This is a genomic window from Variovorax sp. 10N432 (assembly GCF_056394465.1).
The window spans coordinates 256009-273169 of the sequence record NZ_JBFTHX010000001.1 but is presented as its reverse complement, the minus strand read 5'-3'; the positions used below and the strand labels follow the sequence as shown (position 1 = coordinate 273169).

Genomic DNA, 17161 nt, shown 5'->3' with positions numbered 1-17161 from the left:
GGTTCAGGCGCAGGCGGTGGCGGCGCCCGCCGGAAGCCGTCGATCGAGCGCCCGGCTCCAGAGCGCGATCGCCAGCCCGGCCAGGGTCAGCAGCGCCGCCACCCAGCCCAGCGCCTGCAGGCCGGGCCCGCGCTCGATGACGACGCCGCCGGCCCAGGCGCCCAGCGCGTTGCCGAGATTGAAGGCCGCGATGTTGAGGCTGGCGGCCAGGTTCTGTCCGGCGCCCGCCGCCTTGTCCAGCACCCGCAGCTGCAGCGGAGCGACGGTGGCGAAGGCGGCGATGCCCAGCAGCAGCACGAACACCATCGCGGTCCAGGGCGTGTGGATCAGCCACCGCATCGCGCCGAGCGCCACGGCCAGCGCGAGCAGGGTGCCGAGCAGCGCAGGCATCAAGGCGCGGTCCGCGAGCCGGCCGCCCAGCAGATTGCCGATGGCGAGCCCGCCGCCGAACACCAGCAGGATCGGCGATACCGCCGCTTCGGACACGCCGGTCAGTTGCGTGAGCAGCGGCTGGATGTAGGTGTAAACCACGAACACGCCGCCGAAGCCGAACACGGTCATTGCGAGGCCGAGCAGCACCTGCGGGCGGGCGAGCACCGCGACTTCTTCACGCAGCGAAGCGGAGGGGGCCTCGGCACTGCCGCGCGGCACGAACAGCGCGAGGATGGCGAAAGCCGCCACGCCGATCAGCGTCACAGCCCAGAAGGCGGCGCGCCACCCGAAGTGCAGGCCCAGCCAGGCGCCGGCTGGCACGCCGAAAAGCGTGGCGGCGGTCATGCCGGTGAACATGATCGCGATGGCCGATGCGCGGCGCTCCGGTGGCACCAGCCCGGTCGCGACAACCGAGCCGACGCCGAAGAAGGTGCCGTGCGCGAGCGAGGTGATGACGCGCGCGGCCATCAGCGTTTCATAGTTGGGCGCGAGCGCGCAGGCCAGATTGCCGAGGGTGAAGATTGCCATCAGCGCCAAAAGTACGGTTTTGCGCGGCATGCGACGCGTGGCGATGGTCAGCAGCGGCGCGCCGACCGCGACGCCGAGCGCGTAGCCCGAGATCAGCAGGCCGGCAGCCGCGATCGAGACCTGGAGATCGGCGGACACCTGCAGCAGCAGGCCCATGATGACGAATTCGGTGGTGCCTATTCCGAAGGCACCGGCGGTGAGGGCGAGGAGGGCGATGGGCATGATGGCCATGACTGTGCCGGTTCCGCGGCGGCATGAATAGAATGCCGATCCGACATGCTCCTGTGAATCGAAGTCACAAATGCCCCGCTCCGAGGTCAACCGTTCCGGCGAGATGGAAGCCTTCGTGCAGGTGGTCGATCGCGGCAGCTTCTCGGCCGGCGCCCGCGCCCTGGGAATGACCCCGTCCGCGGTCAGCAAGCTGATCGGGCGGCTCGAGGCGCGTCTCGGCGCCCAGCTGGTGCACCGCTCCACGCGCAAGCTGCAGCTGACGGCCGAGGGCCAGCTTTTCTACGAGCGCAGCGTCCGCGTCCTGGCCGACATGGACGAGGCCGAGCGCTGCGCCGCAGCCGGCGCGGCACCGAGCGGCCGGGTCAGCATCAACGCCAGCGTTCCTTTCGGGCAGCAGGTGCTGATCCCGCTGGTGCCGCGCTTTCTCGAACTGCACCCGCAGATCACGCTCAACATCGTGCTGACCGACCGCGTGGTCGACCTGATGGAGGAGCGCGCCGACGTGGCGATCCGCTGGGGCGCATTGCCGCCGTCCGATCTGGTGGCCCGGCGACTCGGCGCCACCGGACAGGCGATCGTCGGCGCGCCCGCCTATCTCGCCCGATACGGCACGCCCTACACGCCGGAAGAGCTCGAAGCGCACAACCGGCTCGGCTTCACCTACCGGCGCAGCGTCCCCGACTGGCCGCTCTCGATCGACGGCAGGGTGGTCGACATCCCGGTCAACGGCAACGTCAGGGCCGGCGATGGCGAGGCGCTGCGCGCGCTGCTGCTGGCGGGCGTCGGCCTGGGCCGGTTGTCGCTCTTCCAGGTGCAGGCCGACCTCGATGCCGGCCGGCTGGTGCCCGTGCTGGAGGACTTCAACCCGGGCGACACCGCGCCGATCCATGCCGTCTACCTGGGCAAGCCCGGACGCTTGCCGGCACGGGTGCGGGCGCTGCTGGACTTTCTCTCGGCCCACGTCCTGGCCGATGGGCGGCCGCGCCTTGCGCCTGCGGCTTTCGGAAATTTCCATTGGCAATAAAGGAATCGTCGGCGTCTCGCCTTCGCGGATCGGGCGCGCGGCGGGCGGAAAATCGTCGGGTGCCTCCGGCGCCTGCGTTCCGACTCCGGAACCGACAGCTCTTCCCTATCCTCCAACACAATCATGACTTCATTTCTTCGCCCCGCGATCGCGGGGCTTTTCGCCGTCGGTCTCTGCGCCGGTGCCTCCGCGCTCGAACACGCGCACTGGTCCTACGCCGGCAAGACCGGTCCCTCCGAGTGGGCCGCGCTGGCCCCCGACAACGCGACCTGCAAGACCGGGCAGCAGCAGTCGCCGGTCGACCTGCCTGCAGCCAAGGCCAAGGCGCTGGCGCAACACGATGCCGAGATTCGCTACGGCAAGGCCGCGGGTCGGCTGGTCAACAACGGCCACACCCTCGAACTGGACCTGGACGGCGCGGCGGACAACAAGGTCGTCTACCAAGGTGTCGAATATCGCCTGGCCCAATTCCATTTCCACACGCCCAGCGAACATCACCTCGACGGCCGTGCGTTCCCGATGGAGATGCACCTGGTCAACAAGAGTGCCGACGGCGCCATCACGGTGATCGGGGTGATGATCAAGGCCGGCCGCAAGAACAACGCGTTGGCGCCGGTCTTCGCCAAGCCGCCGAAGGCTGGCGACGCCGCCCACGACCTCGGGATCGATCTTGCCGCCGTGCTGCCGGCCGACCACAAGGCGCTGCTGTACACCGGCTCGCTGACCACGCCGCCGTGCACCGAGCAGGTGCACTGGGTGGTGCTGGAGCGCCCGATCGAGATGTCGCGGGCGCAGATCGATGCCTTCCGCCATTTGTTCCGGGACAATCATCGCCCGATCCAGCCGCTGAACGGCCGCGAGCCGGTGGAAGAGACCGCCGGCGAATAGGCTGCAGCAGCGGCTTTGCGCTTGCCTGACAATAGCTGCGCAAATCCATGAAAGAAGTCCCCGACGCCATCGTCTGCGAAGGCTGCGACGCGGTTTATCGCCGCGTGCGGCTGCGCCGGCGCGAGGTCTCGCATTGCCCGCGCTGCAGCACCGAGCTCGACCGCCATCCCGGCGACCAGAGCGCCCGCGTGCTGCCGCTCACCGTCGCCTGCCTGATCCTGTTCGCCATCGCGAACCTGTTCCCGATCGTCGAGATCGAACTGCAGGGCCTCAGTAACGAGACCACGCTGGCCGGCGCGGTGGTGGCGCTGAGCGCGGGTGGGATGTCGCCGGTGGCGCTGCTGGTGCTCGCGACCACCTTGCTGTTCCCGCTGCTCCAGCTGTGCATCCTCTTCTACCTGCTGGTGCCGATGCGCTACGAGCGGCGGCCGGCGGGTTTCGGGGTGCTCGTGAACGCCCTGGTGGCGTTGCGTCCCTGGGGCATGATCGAAGTGTTCCTGCTCGGTGTGCTGGTGGCGATCATCAAGCTGAGCAGCATGGCGCAGGTGATCGCCGGTCCGGCGCTCTGGGCCTTCGTGGGGCTCACGGTGCTGCTGACGGCGGTGCTGTCCTTCAACCCCCGGACCTTCTGGGAAATGGCGTTCGAGCCGCGGCCGGGTCAGGACGGATGAGCGACCCCGGCGTCGAGACCGCGGCCGCCCTGCGCCTCGTGGCCTGCCACCACTGCGGCACCACCTGGCAAGGTGCGCAGGACGGCGAAGCCTGCGACCGCTGCGGCACCCGGCTGCATGCGCGCAAGCCCGACAGCATCAACCGCACCTGGGCCTACCTGGTCGCCGCCGCGATCCTCTACCTGCCGGCCAACCTGCTGCCGGTGATGATCACCAAGAGCCTGCTGGGGACCCAGCAGGACACCATCCTGAGCGGCGTCATCTATTTCTGGGTCTCGGGCGCCTACGGCCTGGCGGCGCTGATCTTCGTTGCCAGCTTCCTGGTGCCGCTGTTCAAGCTGACCGCGCTGGTGCTGCTCAACATCACGGCGCAGCGCCGAAGCAGCTGGCGGCAGCTCGAACGGGCCAAGCTCTATCGCATCCTCGAGGTGATCGGGCGCTGGTCGATGCTCGACGTCTTCGTGGTGGCGCTGCTGGCCGGCCTGGTGCGCATCCAGGGCTTTGCCGAGATCACGGCCGGGGTCGGCATCGCCGCCTTCGGCGCGGTGGTGGTCCTCACCATGCTGGCGTCGCTGAGCTTCGATCCGCGCCTGACCTGGGACACCGGCCCGGATGCCCTGGCGGAAGAAATGAAAATGGACAATGAACCGATATGAATGACGAAAGCACCCGACCCGAGCCGCAGCCGCCCCGGGCTGCGCCGAAGGTCGTCAGGCGGCGCAACTGGCTGCCGTCCCTGATCTGGCTGATCCCGGTCGTGGCGGCACTGGTCGGCATGACGCTGGTGGCGCGCATCCTGATGGACCGCGGCCCCGAGATCGTGCTGACCTTCAAGAGCGCCGAAGGCCTCGAGGCCAACAAGACCGTGGTCAGGTACAAGGACGTGCAGATCGGCACCGTCACGCACATCCGACTGGCCACCGACCGTTCGCATGTCAGGGTGCTGGTGCAGCTCAAGAAGGAAGCCAGCGCATTCACGGCGCAGGACACCCGGTTCTGGGTGGTCCGCCCGCGGCTCGACACCTCGGGCATCTCCGGTCTGGGCACCTTGCTTTCGGGCGCCTACATCGGCGTCGATGCCGGCACCTCGGAAGAAACCTCGGGCGAATTCACCGGGCTCGAGACGCCCCCCATCGTCACCCGCGACGATTCGGGGCGGCAGTTCCTGCTGCGGGCCCGCGACGTCGGTTCGCTGGACATCGGCTCGCCGGTGTACTTCCGCCGCATCAAGGTGGGCCAGGTCGCGGCCTACGAGCTCGACCCCGACGGCCACGGCGTGACGCTGAGGGTCTTCATCAACGCGCCCTACGAGAAGTTCGTCGGCGTCAACACGCGCTTCTGGCATGCCAGTGGTTTCGACATCGACCTGAACGCCAGCGGCCTGAAGGTTCGCACCCAGTCCCTGATCACGGTGCTGATCGGCGGCATCGCCTTCCAGGCGCCCGACGACCAGAACGGGCCGGTCGCCGGGGAGAACACCGCCTTCGTGCTGGCCAGCGACGAGACCACCGCGATGAAGGAACCCGACGGGCCTTCGCAGACCATGCTGCTGTACTTCAACCAGTCGCTGCGCGGCCTGTCGCCCGGCGCGCCGGTCGACTTCCGGGGCGTCGTGATCGGCGAGGTCAAGTCGATCGGGGTCGAATTCGACCGGGGCGAGCGCGCCTTCAGGATGCCCGTGGTGATCCAGGTCTACCCGGACCGCATGCGGCGCCGTTCCGCCACCGATCCGGACGCTCGCATCTCGTCGTTCCAGCGCTGGCAGCTGCTGGTCAGCAAGGGGATGCGGGCCCAGCTGCGCACCGGCAACCTGCTGACCGGCCAGGTCTACGTGGCGATGGATTTCTTCAACGACGCCAAGCCGGCGAAGCTCGAGCCGAACCAGGTCCCGCTCGAGCTGCCGACCCAGCCCAACCGGCTCGACGAGCTGCAGTCGCAGGTGGCCGACATCGCGCGCAAGCTCAACCAGGTGCCTTTCGAGGAGATCGGTGCCGATCTGCGCAAGAGCCTGGCCTCCCTCGACAAGACCCTCAACAGCACCGAGCAGCTCGCCAGGCGCCTGAACAACGACGTCACGCCCGAGATGGCGGCGGCCTTGAAGGACGTGCGCCAGACCCTGCGCTCGGCCGAGAAGACCATCGCCGACGATGCACCGCTGCAGCAGGACCTGCGCCAGACCCTGCAGGAAGTCACGCGCGCGGCGGGGTCGCTGCGCGTGCTGACCGACTACCTGGAGCGCCACCCCGAATCCCTGATCCGCGGCAAGCCGGAGGACAAGCAGAAATGAAGACGACCCACTTCCGGCTCGCGGCCGCAGCCCTCGGCGCGGCCTGGCTCGTGGCCGCCTGCGGCAGCAGCGGCGGGCCGCAGTACTACAGCCTGGCAGACGGCGCGGCGCCGGCCCGGGCGCCGATGTCGGCGGGCGGCGCGCCGGCTTACATCGAACTGGCCCCCATCGCCATGCCGGAGCGCTTCGCCCGGCCGCAGCTGGTGGTGCGCAAGAAAGATGCGCCGGACAGCCCGGCGGTCGACATCCTCGAGCAGCACCGCTGGTCGTCCTCGTTCGAGGACGAGCTGCGCGACAGCCTGGGCAGCGGCATTGCCAGCCGGCTGGGCGCGGTCGACGTCACCAAGTCCGGCCGCCAGCGCGGCCAACCGGCGACGCGCATCGCGGTCCAGCTGGAGCAGTTCGACGCCATCGAGGGCAAGCGGGTCGATGCCAGCTTCACCTGGACGGTGCGCCGCACCGACGAGGGGTCGGCGACCGGCTGCCGGCTGTCGCTGTCGGAACCCGTGGGCGGCGGCTTCGACGCCCTGGCCCAGGGCGCCCAGCGCCTCACGGCGCGGCTGGCCGATGCCATCGCGGCCAGCGTTCCCGCCCCTGCGGGCCAGCCCACTGCGAAGTGCGCGGCCTGACATAGAGACAGGGCGGTGGCCATGGCCCCGAACGGCTTCGCGCTCTTCGCCACGGCGATCGGCGCCTGCGGCATCGCCTGGGGGCCGGGCGGCATCGCCGGCGTGCAGTTGCCCGAGGGCGGGGAGGGCGCCACGCGTGCGCGCATGCGGCGGCGCTTTCCGAACTGGCCGGAGCAGGACGCGCCAGCCGACGTGGTGCCGGCGATCGAGGGCATCCGCGGCCTGCTGGCCGGCGATGCGCTCGACCTGGCCGAGATCGTGCTCGATCTCGAAGGTGTCAGCGACTTCCATCGGCGCGTCTACGAGATCGCGCGCCGCATTCCACCCGGGCGCACCCGCACCTACGGCGACATCGCGACCGAGCTCGGCGACAAGGGCCTGGCGCGCGCGGTCGGGCAGGCGCTCGGCCTCAATCCCTTCGCACCGGTGGTGCCCTGCCACCGGGTGCTCGCCGCCGGCGGCCGCTGGGGCGGCTTCTCGGCCCACGGCGGTGCGGCGGCGAAGCTCCGGATGCTGGCCATCGAAGGCGCCAGGCCGGACAGCGAGAGCGGTGATTTGTTCTGAGGCCTAGCACAGGCCGGCGCGTCGCGCTGCCGACGGTTCATCGCCGCCTTGGCGACAATCGGGCGATGACTTCTTCGCGCTTCTTCAAGATCGCGCTCGTGCTCGGCCTGTTGTCGGCCATCGGCCCGTTCGCGATCGACATGTACCTGCCGGCGCTGCCCGAGATCGGCAGCAGCCTGCAGGCCGGCATCGGGCCGGTGCAGATGAGCCTCACGGCTTTCTTCATCTCGCTCGGCGTCGGGCAACTGCTCTACGGACCGGTGTCCGACATGGTGGGGCGCAAGCCGCCGCTCTACTTCGGCCTGGGCCTGTTCGCGCTGGCCAGCATCGGCTGCGCGCTGGCCACCAGCATCGAGATGCTGATCGCGCTGCGCTTCGTCCAGGGCCTGGGCGCCGCGGCCGGCATGGCCATCCCGCGCGCCGTGGTGCGCGACCTGCACACCGGCACCGACGCGGCGCGGCTGATGTCGCTGCTGATGCTGGTCTTCAGCGTGTCGCCGATCCTGGCGCCGCTGGCCGGCAGCGCGGTGATCGCCTTCACCGGATGGCGCGGCGTATTCTGGTCGGTGACCTTGGCGGCCGTGGTCGGACTGGCGACCATCGCCATGGTCCTGAAGGAGACCCGGCCGGCCGAGGAGCGGGTCGAGAGCAGCCTGGGCAGCGCGCTGGCCGCCTACGGCGTGCTGCTGCGCGACACCCACTACCTCGGGCTGGTCTTCATCGGTGCCTTCGCCATGGCGGGTTTCTTCACCTACCTGGCGAACTCGTCCTTCGTCATGATCGACCACTACGGGCTGTCGCCGGTGATGTACAGCGTGGCCTTCGGCGTCAATGCGGCCGCCTTCTTCGCCGCCGCGCAGCTCAACGGCCCGCTGTGCGAGCGCTTCGGGATCGAGCGGGTGGTCAAGACCGGCGTCGCGGCCTGCGGCGCGGTGATGCTGGCCATGTTCGCCCATTTCGCCGCCGGCGGCGACCGGCTGGCGGTGCTGATCGTGCTGTACTTCATCGCCAGCGGCCTGATGGGGCTGGTCATTCCGACCACCTCGGTGCTGGCCCTCGAGAAGCACGGCGCCATCGCCGGCACCGCGTCGGCGCTGCTCGGCACCTTGCAGATGCTGACCGGCGCGGTGGTGATGGCGGTGGTCGGGCTGTTCACCGACGGCCGGCCGCTGCCGATGGTGACCGGCATGGCGGGCGGCGCGCTGATCGCGGTGGCCCTGACCTGGCTCACGCTCGATGGCCGGCGCCAGCCCGTCGGGCAGGCCGGCTGAGCGATGTCGTCCATCCCCGTCGGCCAAGCCGTCCACACCGCACGCGATGGCCTGCCGCAGCCGCAGCGCCGCCACGCGATGGTGGTGGTCATTCTCGGCATCGCGGTGGCGGTGCTCGACGGCACCATCGTCAACCTCGCGCTGCCCGGGATCGCGCGCGAGCTGCAGGCGGACCCGGCGCACGCGATCTGGGTGGTCAACGCCTACCAGATCGCCGCGCTGGTCATGCTGCTGCCGCTGGCCTCCCTGGGCGACCGGATCGGCTATCGCCGGGTCTACCTCACGGGCATGGCCCTGTTCGCGGCGGCGTCGCTGATCGCGACCCTGTCGCATTCGCTCGGCATGCTGATCGCGGGCCGGGCGCTGCAGGGGCTCGGCGCGGCCGGCATCATGAGCGTCAACGCGGCGCTGGTGCGGCTGATCTACCCCCGGAACCAGCTCGGGCGCGGCATGGCGATCAATTCGATGGTTGTTGCCACCGCCTCGGTCGCGGGCCCCTCGGTGGCGGCCGGCATCCTGTCGATCGCTTCCTGGCCCTGGCTGTTCGCGCTCAACGTGCCGCTGGGGGCGCTGGTGCTGGTGCTCGGGATGCGTTCCTTGCCGTTCAACGAGGCCAAGGCGTCGGGGGTGCGGTTCTCGCTGCTGGACGTGGCGCTCAACGTGGCGATGTTCTCGCTGGTCTTCGTCGGCGCCGACCGGCTGGGCGTGCGCGGCGAGGCCGGGCAGGGCGCCAGCCCGATGGCCTGGCTGCTGCTGCTGGCCGGCCTGGCGGTCGGCTTCGTCTACCTGCGGCGGCAGGCCGCGCAGGCGGTGCCGCTGTTCCCGGTCGACCTGCTGCGCATCCCGGTGTTCGCGCTCTCGATGGGCACCTCGGTCGGCGCTTTCTGCGCCCAGATGCTGTCCTTCATCGCGCTGCCGTTCCTGCTGCTCGACACCTATGGCCGCTCGCACTTCGAGGCCGGCCTGCTGATCACCGCCTGGCCGCTGGCGATCGTGGTGATGGCGCCGATCGCCGGCCGGCTCATCGGCCGCTGTCCGGACGGACTGCTCGGCGGCATCGGGCTGGCCATGCTGGCCACCGGCCTGGCGCTGCTGGCGGCGCTGCCGGCCCAGCCGGGCAACGCCGACATCGTCTGGCGCATGGTCTTGTGCGGCGCCGGCTTCGGCCTGTTCCAGTCGCCCAACAACCACACCATCGTGACCACGCCGCCGCCCCAGCGCAGCGGCGCGGCGAGCGGCATGCTGGGCACCGCGCGGCTCACGGGCCAGACCCTGGGCGCCGTGCTGCTGGCCGGCATCTTCAGCGTCTGGAGTCCGCACGACGGCAAAGGCCAGGTGATCGCATTGGGCCTGGCCGCCTGCTGCGCGGCGGTGGCCGCGGTCTGCAGCACCTTGCGCACGCGGGCCCGGTAGCGCACCGGCTCAGGGCGGCGGCAGGGTCTGCGCGATGCGCTCGGCCATGAAATCGTAGAACGGATTCGACGACAGCCGCGTGAGCGAATCCAGGCTGACGATCAGGCCGCCGCGCTCGCCACGCATCGCCAGGGCCCCGAGGTTGACGCCGAAATCGTCGCTGTCGTCGGGCCGCAGGCCGTACAGCGGGTCGGTGAGCGGAAACGGCAGCGCCAGGTGCGAGAGCGAAAACACCTCGAGCGGAAACTCGAGCCCGATCGGCCGCGTCTGGACCGTGGTGGCGCCGGCCTCAGTGACCTGCTCGACCACCTGCCGGCTGTGGACGTCGGCATTGGTGACGAGGGTCGTGCGGAAGCGCCGCGGCGCCGGCGGCAGCACCCGGTCGGGCCGCAGGTCGCTGCCGGAGCGCAGCAGCGGCCCGAACTTGACGCTGCGGTTGAGGTCGAACAGCACCAGCTCGCTGCCGTTCGCGGGCAGCCGTGCATAGAGACCGGTGACGATCGCGCGGGTGCTCACCGTGAAGTCGATCAGCGACTGGAAGGTGAGGGTCGGCGGCATCTGGTCGAGCCGCCCGTCGCGCTCCTCGCGGGCCACGTGGGCCTGCAGGTCGCGCGTGAGCAGCGACGACTGGCGCGCCCCGTTGACCGGGAACGAGTTGTACTTGAAGGGGTTGAACTCCGGCACGATGCCGAGCCAGGCCGCCTTGGCGAAGGCCGGAAAGATCGCCGGCCAGCCGAACACGCCGGCGAAGCGCGACAGCTCGGTGATGCCGATCATCGGCGCGATCAGGATCAGGCGATCGGGCCGCGCCAGCTTCGGGTTGTCGATCGCATCGAGCGCGTACTTGGTCGCCAGTGCGCCGCCGTTCGAGAAGCCGACCACGTGCAGCGGCAGCGGCGCCGGCACGCGGCGGCGTGCTTCGCGCACCGCGAGCTCGGTCGCGGCCGACCAGTCTTCCCATGGCACGTGGGTGAGCCCGGCCGGCACGGTGCCGTGGCCCGGCATGCGGATCGCGACGACCGCGAAACCGCGGTCGCGGTACAAGGTGGCCACGTGGCGCAGGCTGAAGGGGGAATCGGTCAGGCCATGGAGCAGCACCACCACGCCCTTGGGCGGGCCTTGCGGATCGAGCGTGTAGGAGCGGTTCCAGTCCTGGCGGAAGTGACCCGGGTAGATCGGGCTGCCGTCGAAATAGCGGTTCGACGGCGTGCGCAGTTCCGGCGGCAGCTTGTCGGTGACTTCGCGCCGGACCTCGTCGAACGTCGCGTTCTCGGCCGCCAGCCAGGCCGGCCAGTCGGCCTGGCGGATCTGCGCGCCCGACAGTTCGTGCGGCACGTGCGTGTGCCACGGCTCGAGCGGGGGGCCGCGCTGCACATCGTAGGTGCGCACGGCGAGCAGTGTGACGAAAACGATGCCCAGCAACAGCGCGGTGCGCTTCAGCATCCTGGCCAGCCAGGGTCCCATTCCGTTTCCTCTTGCGTTCTTGTTCGGGCAGGCGTTTCGCGGGAAACGTCCTGCCGCGCAATCTATCACGCGGCCCCGGGGCGCCGGCTCGCGATCCGGCCCAGTGTCGCGATCGCCTGCTCGGCGCGTTCGTCCCACGGATGGCCGTAGTTGAGGCGCAGGCAGTTCGTGAAGCCGCGCTGGGCCGAGAAGATCGGCCCCGGGGCGACGCTGATGCCTTGGGCGAGCGCCTGCCGATGCACCTCGAGGGCATCGACGTGCCCGGGCATCTCGACCCACAGGAAATAGCCGCCCGCCGGCCGGGTGGCACGGGTGCCGGGCGGGAAGTGCTCGGCGATGGCCTGCGCCAGCAGGGTCTGCTGCCCGGCCAGCGCGCGCCGGAGCTTGCGCAGGTGCTTGTCGAAGCCGCCCTTCTCGAGGTAGGTCGCCAGTCCGTTCTGGGTCGGCGCCGAGGCGCCCAGCGTGGTGGTCAGCTTGGCGCGGGCCACCGCCCGCGTGAAGCGTCCCGGCGCCGCCCAGCCGATGCGGTAGCCGGGCGCCAGGCACTTCGAGAACGACGAGCAGTGCATCACCAGGCCCTGCGTGTCGAAGGCCTTGGCCGGCAGCGGCCGCTTGTCGTCGAAATAGAGCTCGCCGTAGACGTCGTCCTCGATCAGCGGCACCTGGTGGCGGGCCAGCAACTCGACCAGCGCCTTCTTCTTTGCGTCGGGCATCAGGCTGCCGAGCGGGTTCTGGAAGTTGGTCATGAGCCAGCAGGCGTTGGGCCGATGGCGCTGGATCGCGCGCTCGAGCGCGTCGAGCGCCATGCCTTCGCGCGGATGGGTCGGCACCTCGATCGCCTCCAGGCCCAGTCGCTCGAGCGCCTGCAGCGCGGCATAGAAGGTCGGCGATTCGATCAGCACCGCATCGCCCGGCCGCGTGACGCTGGCGAGGCAGAGGTTCAGCGCCTCGAGGGCGCCGTTGGTGATGACGATCTCGTCGGTGTGGACCTGCACGCCGTCGGCCAGGTAGCGCAGTGCGATCTGCCGCCGCAGCCGCGCGTTGCCGGGCGTCAGGTCGTCCACGGTGCTCCATGGATCGAGGTTCTGGACACTGGAGGCCATGATGCGGCCGAGGCGGGCGAGCGGAAACAGCAGCGGGCTCGGGAAGGCCGAGCCCAGCGGCACCACATCGCGCACCATGGTCGACTCGAGGATCTCGAACACATGCTCGCTGACATCGAGCGGCACGGCGTCGTCCTCGGGCTGCGAGGCAGCCTCGGGCTCGGGCGGCAGTTGCCGGGCGCCTTCGGCCACGTAGTAGCCGGAGCGCTCGCGGGCCCGGATCAGGCCCTGGGCCTCGAGCAGGTAGTAGGCCTGGAACACGGTCGACGGGCTGACGCCGCGGCTGGCCCGCGCCTGGCGCACGGAGGGCAGGCGGTCGCCGGGGTGCAGCACCCCGGTGCGAATCGAATCGGCGATCTCGGCGGCCAGGGCCTGGTAGCGTGTCATGGAGCGGCGATTGTCCGGTACTGCGCGCGGCCTCATACTTTGGCGATGCCGCAGATCGGAAAGCCTCCCGGTGACGACAGCCTGATCCGGCACGGTTGCGAGGCCGCCGACTGCCCGCCGGCTTCGCGGCCCTGGGTGCTCGCCGCGGCCATCGTCGGATCGAGCATGGCATTCATCGACGGCACCGTGGTCAACGTCGCGCTGCCGGCGATCCAGGCCGACCTGCATGCCAGCGCCTTCCAGGCCCAATGGGTGGTCGAGTCCTATGCCTTGTTCCTGGCCGCGCTGCTGCTGGTCGGCGGCGCGCTCGGCGATCACTTCGGACGCCGCAGGATCTTCGCGCTCGGGGTCGCGTTGTTCGCACTGGCCTCGATGGCCTGCGCGCTGGCGGGCGACGTCTCGCAGCTGATCGCTGCGCGCGCGGTGCAGGGCATCGGCGGCGCCTTGCTGGTGCCCGGCAGCCTGGCGCTCATCAGCGCGTCCTTTCCCGAGAAGGAGCGCGGCCGGGCGATCGGCACCTGGTCCGGGTTCAGCGGCATCACGGCGGCCATCGGACCGGTGGTGGGCGGCTTCCTGGTCGACCACTATTCGTGGACCTGGGCCTTCCTGGTCAACCTGCCGATGGCGGCCGTGGTGCTGCTGATCGTCTGGCGCCACGTGCCCGAGAGCCGCGGCGGCGCGGCGGCTTCGGCGCGGCTCGATCCCTGGGGCGCGGCGCTGGCGACGGTGGCGCTCGGGGGCATCGTCTATGCATTCATCGAGGCGCCGACACAGGGCTGGCGCGCGCCCTCGGTGCCGTTCGCGCTGCTGGCGGGCATCGCGGCCAGCGTGGCCTTCGTGATGGTCGAGCTGCGCGTGCGCTCGCCGATGCTGCCGCTCGGACTGATGCGCGTCGGCAACTTCGGCGGCGCCAACCTGCTGACGCTGCTGCTCTATGCGGCGCTCGGCGGAGGGCTCTACTTCCTGCCGCTCAACCTGATCCAGGTCCAGGGCTACTCGGCCACCGTCGCCGGCGCGGCTCTGCTGCCGTTCATCCTGATCATGTTCGCGCTGTCGAGCTGGGCCGGGCAACTGGTCGACCGCATCGGAGCGCGCCTGCCGCTGGTGGTGGGCCCCGCCATCGCCGCCGCCGGGTTCGCGCTGTTCGCACTGCCGGGCGTCGGCGCCGATTACTGGACCTCGTTCTTCCCGGCGGTGGTGGTGCTCGGCTTCGGCATGGCGGTGACCGTCGCGCCGCTCACCACCACCGTCATGAACGCGGTCGGGCCGGAGCTCGCGGGCATCGCCTCGGGCGTCAACAATGCGGTCTCGCGCGCCGCCGCGGTACTGGCGATCGCGGTCTTCGGCGTCGTCATGGCCTGGGCCTTCGACGCCGGCCTGGGCCAGGGCCTGCTCGACATGGGGGCTTCGCCCGAGGCGGCAGCCTTCGTGCGGGCGCAGCGCAGCCAGCTGGCCGGCGCCACGCTGCCGCCGGGTGCCGACCCGGCTGTGGCGGCGGCGCTGCGGCACACCATCAACGCGGCATTCGTCTCCGGCTTTCGCTGCGTCATGCTGCTGTGTGCCGGCCTTGCCCTGCTGAGCGCGGTGAGCGCGTGGCTGCTGATCGGCCGCGCCGAGGCCATCGATCGCCATACGTCGCATGGCCGATAGCCAATAGGGGAGGCCCCCTCCACACTGCGCACTCGATGGCCCGTTCACCCAAGGTCTGGCCGCAGGAGGAATGGCAATGAACCAGGGTTTCCACCGCGCCGCTCGATGGTGGCCGCTGATTGCGTGCGTGCTGCTGGCGGGCTGCTCGAAGGGCCCGCAGCCCGGCGAGGTGCAGGACGAAGCGAAGCTCGCGGGCCGCGACGCGGCATCGTTCCCGCATGCCGGCGAGGACTACTTCCACGACATGGACAACGCAATTGCGCTGTCGCCGGAAGAGATCAAGGGCCGCAACATGTGGCTGGTGTGGAGCGGCGGCAACGACCGCTTCTGGACCCGGATGAGCGACTACACCTTCGGCGCCTTCGACCTGCTGAAGGTGATCAGCTCGCACCCCAGCCTGGGCTATTCGCGGGCCAATCGCTGGCAGTACTTCGGCCTGGTCAACGAACCCTGCTTCAACAACGCCGCCGGGCCCGACAAGGCGCGCCGCGGTCTCTGGCTGGACGTCCGCAGCAAGGACTGCGCGCCCGATCCGTTCGAGAACGAGAGCAAGTACCCGGGCGTCGCGATCGGCTCGCGCGGCAAGCCGCTGGGCGACGGCACGACGCAGCCGGTGGGCTCGTTCTACGGCTGGGGCACCGGCATCGCGGGACTGCGCCTGTTTCCGAATCCGGACTTCGACGAGAAGGCCGCCAAGGCATGGGACGCCGAGAAGTACTACACCGACCCGAGCTACTACAACCGCAAGGACCTGGTGCGTCCCTACCGGGTCGGCATGTCCTGCGGCTTCTGCCACGTCGGGCCGAGTCCCGTGAAGCCGCCGGCCGATCCGAACAACCCGAAGTTCGAGAACCTGAGTTCCTCGGTCGGCGCCCAGTACATGTGGGTCGACCGGCTCTTCATCTACAACGCCAACAAGCCCGAGGGCCGGACCAACTACATGTACCAGCTGGCCCACACCTACCGGCCGGGCGCGATGGACACCTCGCTGGTCTCGACCGACGGCATCAACAACCCGCGCACCATGAACGCGGTCTACGACTTCGCCTCGCGGCTCGAGATGGCCCGGCGCATCGGCCGCGAGAAGCTCGCCGGCGGCGAACTCGACAACAAGCAGTTCAACGACTTCATCGCCAGCGGGCCATTGACCGAGTTCTTCTCGAAGGCCGACTCGATGGTCTACACGCCGCACGTGCTCAAGGACGGCGCCGACTCGGTCGGACTGTTGGGCGCGCTGAACCGCGTTTACCTCAACATCGGCCTGTTCAGCGAAGAGTGGCTGCTGCACTTCAACCCGGTGGTCGGCGGCAAGACCATCACGCCGATCAAGATCGCGTCGGCGCAGAAGAATTCGAGCTACTGGCAGGCGACCGAGGCCGGGACGCCGAACACCGCGCTGTTCTTCCTCAAGGCCGCGCAGCCCGACCATCTGAAGGACGCACCCGGCGGCGACAGGTACTTGAACGCCGACGCCGCCACGCTGGAACGCGGCAAGCTGGCTTTCGCCGACACCTGCGCGCGCTGCCATTCGAGCAAGGCACCGCCGCTGCCGGCATCGCTCGAACTCTCGCCGCAACGGTGCGCGGGGCCGGGCTACGTCGACTGCTTCAAGCGCTACTGGGGCTGGACCCAGACCGAGGACTACAAGGTGCAGATGCGCAAGATCGTCCAGGCGCCGGACTTCCTGCAGAACAACTACCTGTCGACCGAGGCGCGGATCCCCGTCACCTTGCTGCGCACCAATGCCTGCAGCCCGCTGGCGACCAACGCGCTGGCGGGCAATATCTGGGACAACTTCTCGTCGCAGACCTACAAGAGCCTGCCCTCGGTCGGCACCGTGACGCTCGCCGATCCCTTCACCGGCGCCCCCAAGCCCTACGAAATGCCAGCGGGCGGACGGGGCTACACGCGGGTGCCGTCGCTGATCAGCGTCTGGTCGACCGCGCCTTTCCTGCTCAACAACACGGTCGGCGAGGCCAACGGCGATCCTTCGGTGGACGGCCGCATGAAGGTCTTCGACCAGGCGATCGAGCAGATGCTGTGGCCCGAGAAGCGCAAGGCCGACGCCCTGCTCGGCGCCAAGGTCGGCGGCACCATCGACCGCACCACCGAGCGCAGCGTCGTCACCATCCCGACCGGCTACGCCCCCGAGGCGCTGCAGCCGCTGCAGGGCGCATTGCACCGCTGGCTGCCGTGGCTGGTGCAGAAGGACGGCGACATCGTGCTGGGTCCGATCCCGGGCGGCGTGCCGGTGAACCTGCTGTCCAACCTCAAGCTGCGTGCCGAGAGCGACGATCTCGGCGACAAGGCCCAGCACGTGAAGGACGCGGGCGCGCTGCTGGTCAAGCTCAAGCTGGCGCTCGCCAGCGCGCCGGCCGGCGCCTCCGACGAAGAACTGCGCCAGCACTTCGCCAACCTGGCCGAGCCGATGCTCGAACTCAGCAAGTGCCGCGACTTCGTGGTCAACCGCGGCCACTACTTCGGCACGGCGGAGTTCAACCGGCAGGACGGACTCAGCGCCGACGAGAAGGCCTTCGGCCGCGAACCCGAGCTGAGCGACGAGGACAAGCGGGCGCTGGTCTCGTTCCTGAAGACCTTCTGAGCCCAGCGAAACGCCAC

Annotated in this window: 14 protein-coding genes; 11 read left to right on the top strand and 3 right to left on the bottom strand. The window is 69.9% G+C overall.

The annotated features are described in order from the left end of the window. Positions 1-3: 3 nt before the first annotated feature. Positions 4-1182 carry an MFS transporter gene (locus tag AC1DF3_RS01335; RefSeq protein WP_478138632.1) on the bottom strand — a complete coding sequence of 393 codons (1179 nt, stop codon included), beginning with the start codon at positions 1180-1182 and terminating at the stop codon, positions 4-6. A 79-nt stretch (positions 1183-1261) separates the two neighbouring features. On the opposite strand from AC1DF3_RS01335, the gene AC1DF3_RS01330 reads away from it, so the two are divergent. From AC1DF3_RS01330 to AC1DF3_RS01290, 9 genes are all read left to right on the top strand, one after another. Continuing rightward, on the top strand, positions 1262-2215 hold the full coding sequence (locus AC1DF3_RS01330) for a LysR substrate-binding domain-containing protein (RefSeq protein WP_478138631.1): 954 nt from the start codon (positions 1262-1264) through the stop codon (positions 2213-2215). 123 nt (positions 2216-2338) lie between these two features. Further along, a complete protein-coding gene (locus tag AC1DF3_RS01325) occupies positions 2339-3103 on the top strand; it encodes a carbonic anhydrase (protein WP_478138630.1) in 765 nt (254 codons plus the stop codon). Positions 3104-3150: 47 nt separating this feature from the next. Next, positions 3151-3774 (top strand): paraquat-inducible protein A, encoded by a 624-nt coding sequence (locus AC1DF3_RS01320; RefSeq protein WP_286531911.1) that lies wholly within the window; start codon positions 3151-3153, stop codon positions 3772-3774. Next, positions 3771-4430, top strand: coding sequence for a paraquat-inducible protein A (locus AC1DF3_RS01315; protein WP_478138629.1), 660 nt, complete (start codon positions 3771-3773; stop codon positions 4428-4430). The genes AC1DF3_RS01320 and AC1DF3_RS01315 overlap by 4 nt, the downstream gene beginning before the upstream one ends. Further along, complete coding sequence (locus AC1DF3_RS01310; RefSeq protein ID WP_286531909.1) at positions 4427-6061, top strand: PqiB family protein; 1635 nt, start codon at positions 4427-4429, stop codon at positions 6059-6061. The genes AC1DF3_RS01315 and AC1DF3_RS01310 overlap by 4 nt, the downstream gene beginning before the upstream one ends. Then, positions 6058-6690 (top strand): PqiC family protein, encoded by a 633-nt coding sequence (locus AC1DF3_RS01305; protein WP_478138628.1) that lies wholly within the window; start codon positions 6058-6060, stop codon positions 6688-6690. The genes AC1DF3_RS01310 and AC1DF3_RS01305 overlap by 4 nt, the downstream gene beginning before the upstream one ends. Positions 6691-6711: 21 nt before the next feature. Continuing rightward, positions 6712-7254, top strand: a complete 543-nt coding sequence (locus AC1DF3_RS01300) for a methylated-DNA--[protein]-cysteine S-methyltransferase (RefSeq protein ID WP_478138627.1) — start codon at positions 6712-6714, stop codon at positions 7252-7254. A 65-nt stretch (positions 7255-7319) separates the two neighbouring features. Next, positions 7320-8525: a multidrug effflux MFS transporter gene (locus AC1DF3_RS01295; RefSeq protein ID WP_286531907.1), complete on the top strand. Its 1206-nt coding sequence runs from the start codon at positions 7320-7322 to the stop codon at positions 8523-8525. Positions 8526-8528: 3 nt separating this feature from the next. Beyond that, positions 8529-9938 (top strand): MFS transporter, encoded by a 1410-nt coding sequence (locus AC1DF3_RS01290; protein ID WP_478138626.1) that lies wholly within the window; start codon positions 8529-8531, stop codon positions 9936-9938. A 9-nt stretch (positions 9939-9947) separates the two neighbouring features. Here the strand turns inward: AC1DF3_RS01290 and AC1DF3_RS01285 are convergent, their stop codons facing one another. Both AC1DF3_RS01285 and AC1DF3_RS01280 read right to left on the bottom strand, forming a co-directional pair. Continuing rightward, positions 9948-11402, bottom strand: a complete 1455-nt coding sequence (locus AC1DF3_RS01285) for an alpha/beta hydrolase (protein ID WP_478138625.1) — start codon at positions 11400-11402, stop codon at positions 9948-9950. 65 nt (positions 11403-11467) lie between these two features. Further along, positions 11468-12892 carry an aminotransferase-like domain-containing protein gene (locus AC1DF3_RS01280; RefSeq protein ID WP_478138624.1) on the bottom strand — a complete coding sequence of 475 codons (1425 nt, stop codon included), beginning with the start codon at positions 12890-12892 and terminating at the stop codon, positions 11468-11470. 45 nt (positions 12893-12937) lie between these two features. On the opposite strand from AC1DF3_RS01280, the gene AC1DF3_RS01275 reads away from it, so the two are divergent. Together AC1DF3_RS01275 and AC1DF3_RS01270 are read left to right on the top strand one after the other, a co-directional pair. Then, positions 12938-14542, top strand: a complete 1605-nt coding sequence (locus AC1DF3_RS01275; RefSeq protein ID WP_478138623.1) for an MFS transporter — start codon at positions 12938-12940, stop codon at positions 14540-14542. Positions 14543-14618: 76 nt separating this feature from the next. After that, entirely contained in the window at positions 14619-17144 is a 2526-nt protein-coding gene (locus AC1DF3_RS01270) for a hypothetical protein (protein ID WP_478138622.1), read from the top strand. Positions 17145-17161: the final 17 nt, after the last annotated feature.

Excerpts from the sequence above, each read along its gene's own strand:
- AC1DF3_RS01270 (WP_478138622.1), top strand. The coding sequence starts at position 14,619 with ATGAACCAGGGTTTCCACCGCGCCGCTCGATGGTGGCCGCTGATTGCG.
- AC1DF3_RS01285 (WP_478138625.1), bottom strand. The coding sequence starts at position 11,402 with ATGGGACCCTGGCTGGCCAGGATGCTGAAGCGCACCGCGCTGTTGCTG.
- AC1DF3_RS01305 (WP_478138628.1), top strand. The coding sequence starts at position 6,058 with ATGAAGACGACCCACTTCCGGCTCGCGGCCGCAGCCCTCGGCGCGGCC.
- AC1DF3_RS01300 (WP_478138627.1), top strand. The coding sequence starts at position 6,712 with ATGGCCCCGAACGGCTTCGCGCTCTTCGCCACGGCGATCGGCGCCTGC.
- AC1DF3_RS01280 (WP_478138624.1), bottom strand. The coding sequence starts at position 12,892 with ATGACACGCTACCAGGCCCTGGCCGCCGAGATCGCCGATTCGATTCGC.
- AC1DF3_RS01295 (WP_286531907.1), top strand. The coding sequence starts at position 7,320 with ATGACTTCTTCGCGCTTCTTCAAGATCGCGCTCGTGCTCGGCCTGTTG.
- AC1DF3_RS01325 (WP_478138630.1), top strand. The coding sequence starts at position 2,339 with ATGACTTCATTTCTTCGCCCCGCGATCGCGGGGCTTTTCGCCGTCGGT.
- AC1DF3_RS01335 (WP_478138632.1), bottom strand. The coding sequence starts at position 1,182 with ATGCCCATCGCCCTCCTCGCCCTCACCGCCGGTGCCTTCGGAATAGGC.
- AC1DF3_RS01315 (WP_478138629.1), top strand. The coding sequence starts at position 3,771 with ATGAGCGACCCCGGCGTCGAGACCGCGGCCGCCCTGCGCCTCGTGGCC.
- AC1DF3_RS01320 (WP_286531911.1), top strand. The coding sequence starts at position 3,151 with ATGAAAGAAGTCCCCGACGCCATCGTCTGCGAAGGCTGCGACGCGGTT.
- AC1DF3_RS01290 (WP_478138626.1), top strand. The coding sequence starts at position 8,529 with ATGTCGTCCATCCCCGTCGGCCAAGCCGTCCACACCGCACGCGATGGC.
- AC1DF3_RS01275 (WP_478138623.1), top strand. The coding sequence starts at position 12,938 with ATGCCGCAGATCGGAAAGCCTCCCGGTGACGACAGCCTGATCCGGCAC.
- AC1DF3_RS01310 (WP_286531909.1), top strand. The coding sequence starts at position 4,427 with ATGAATGACGAAAGCACCCGACCCGAGCCGCAGCCGCCCCGGGCTGCG.
- AC1DF3_RS01330 (WP_478138631.1), top strand. The coding sequence starts at position 1,262 with ATGCCCCGCTCCGAGGTCAACCGTTCCGGCGAGATGGAAGCCTTCGTG.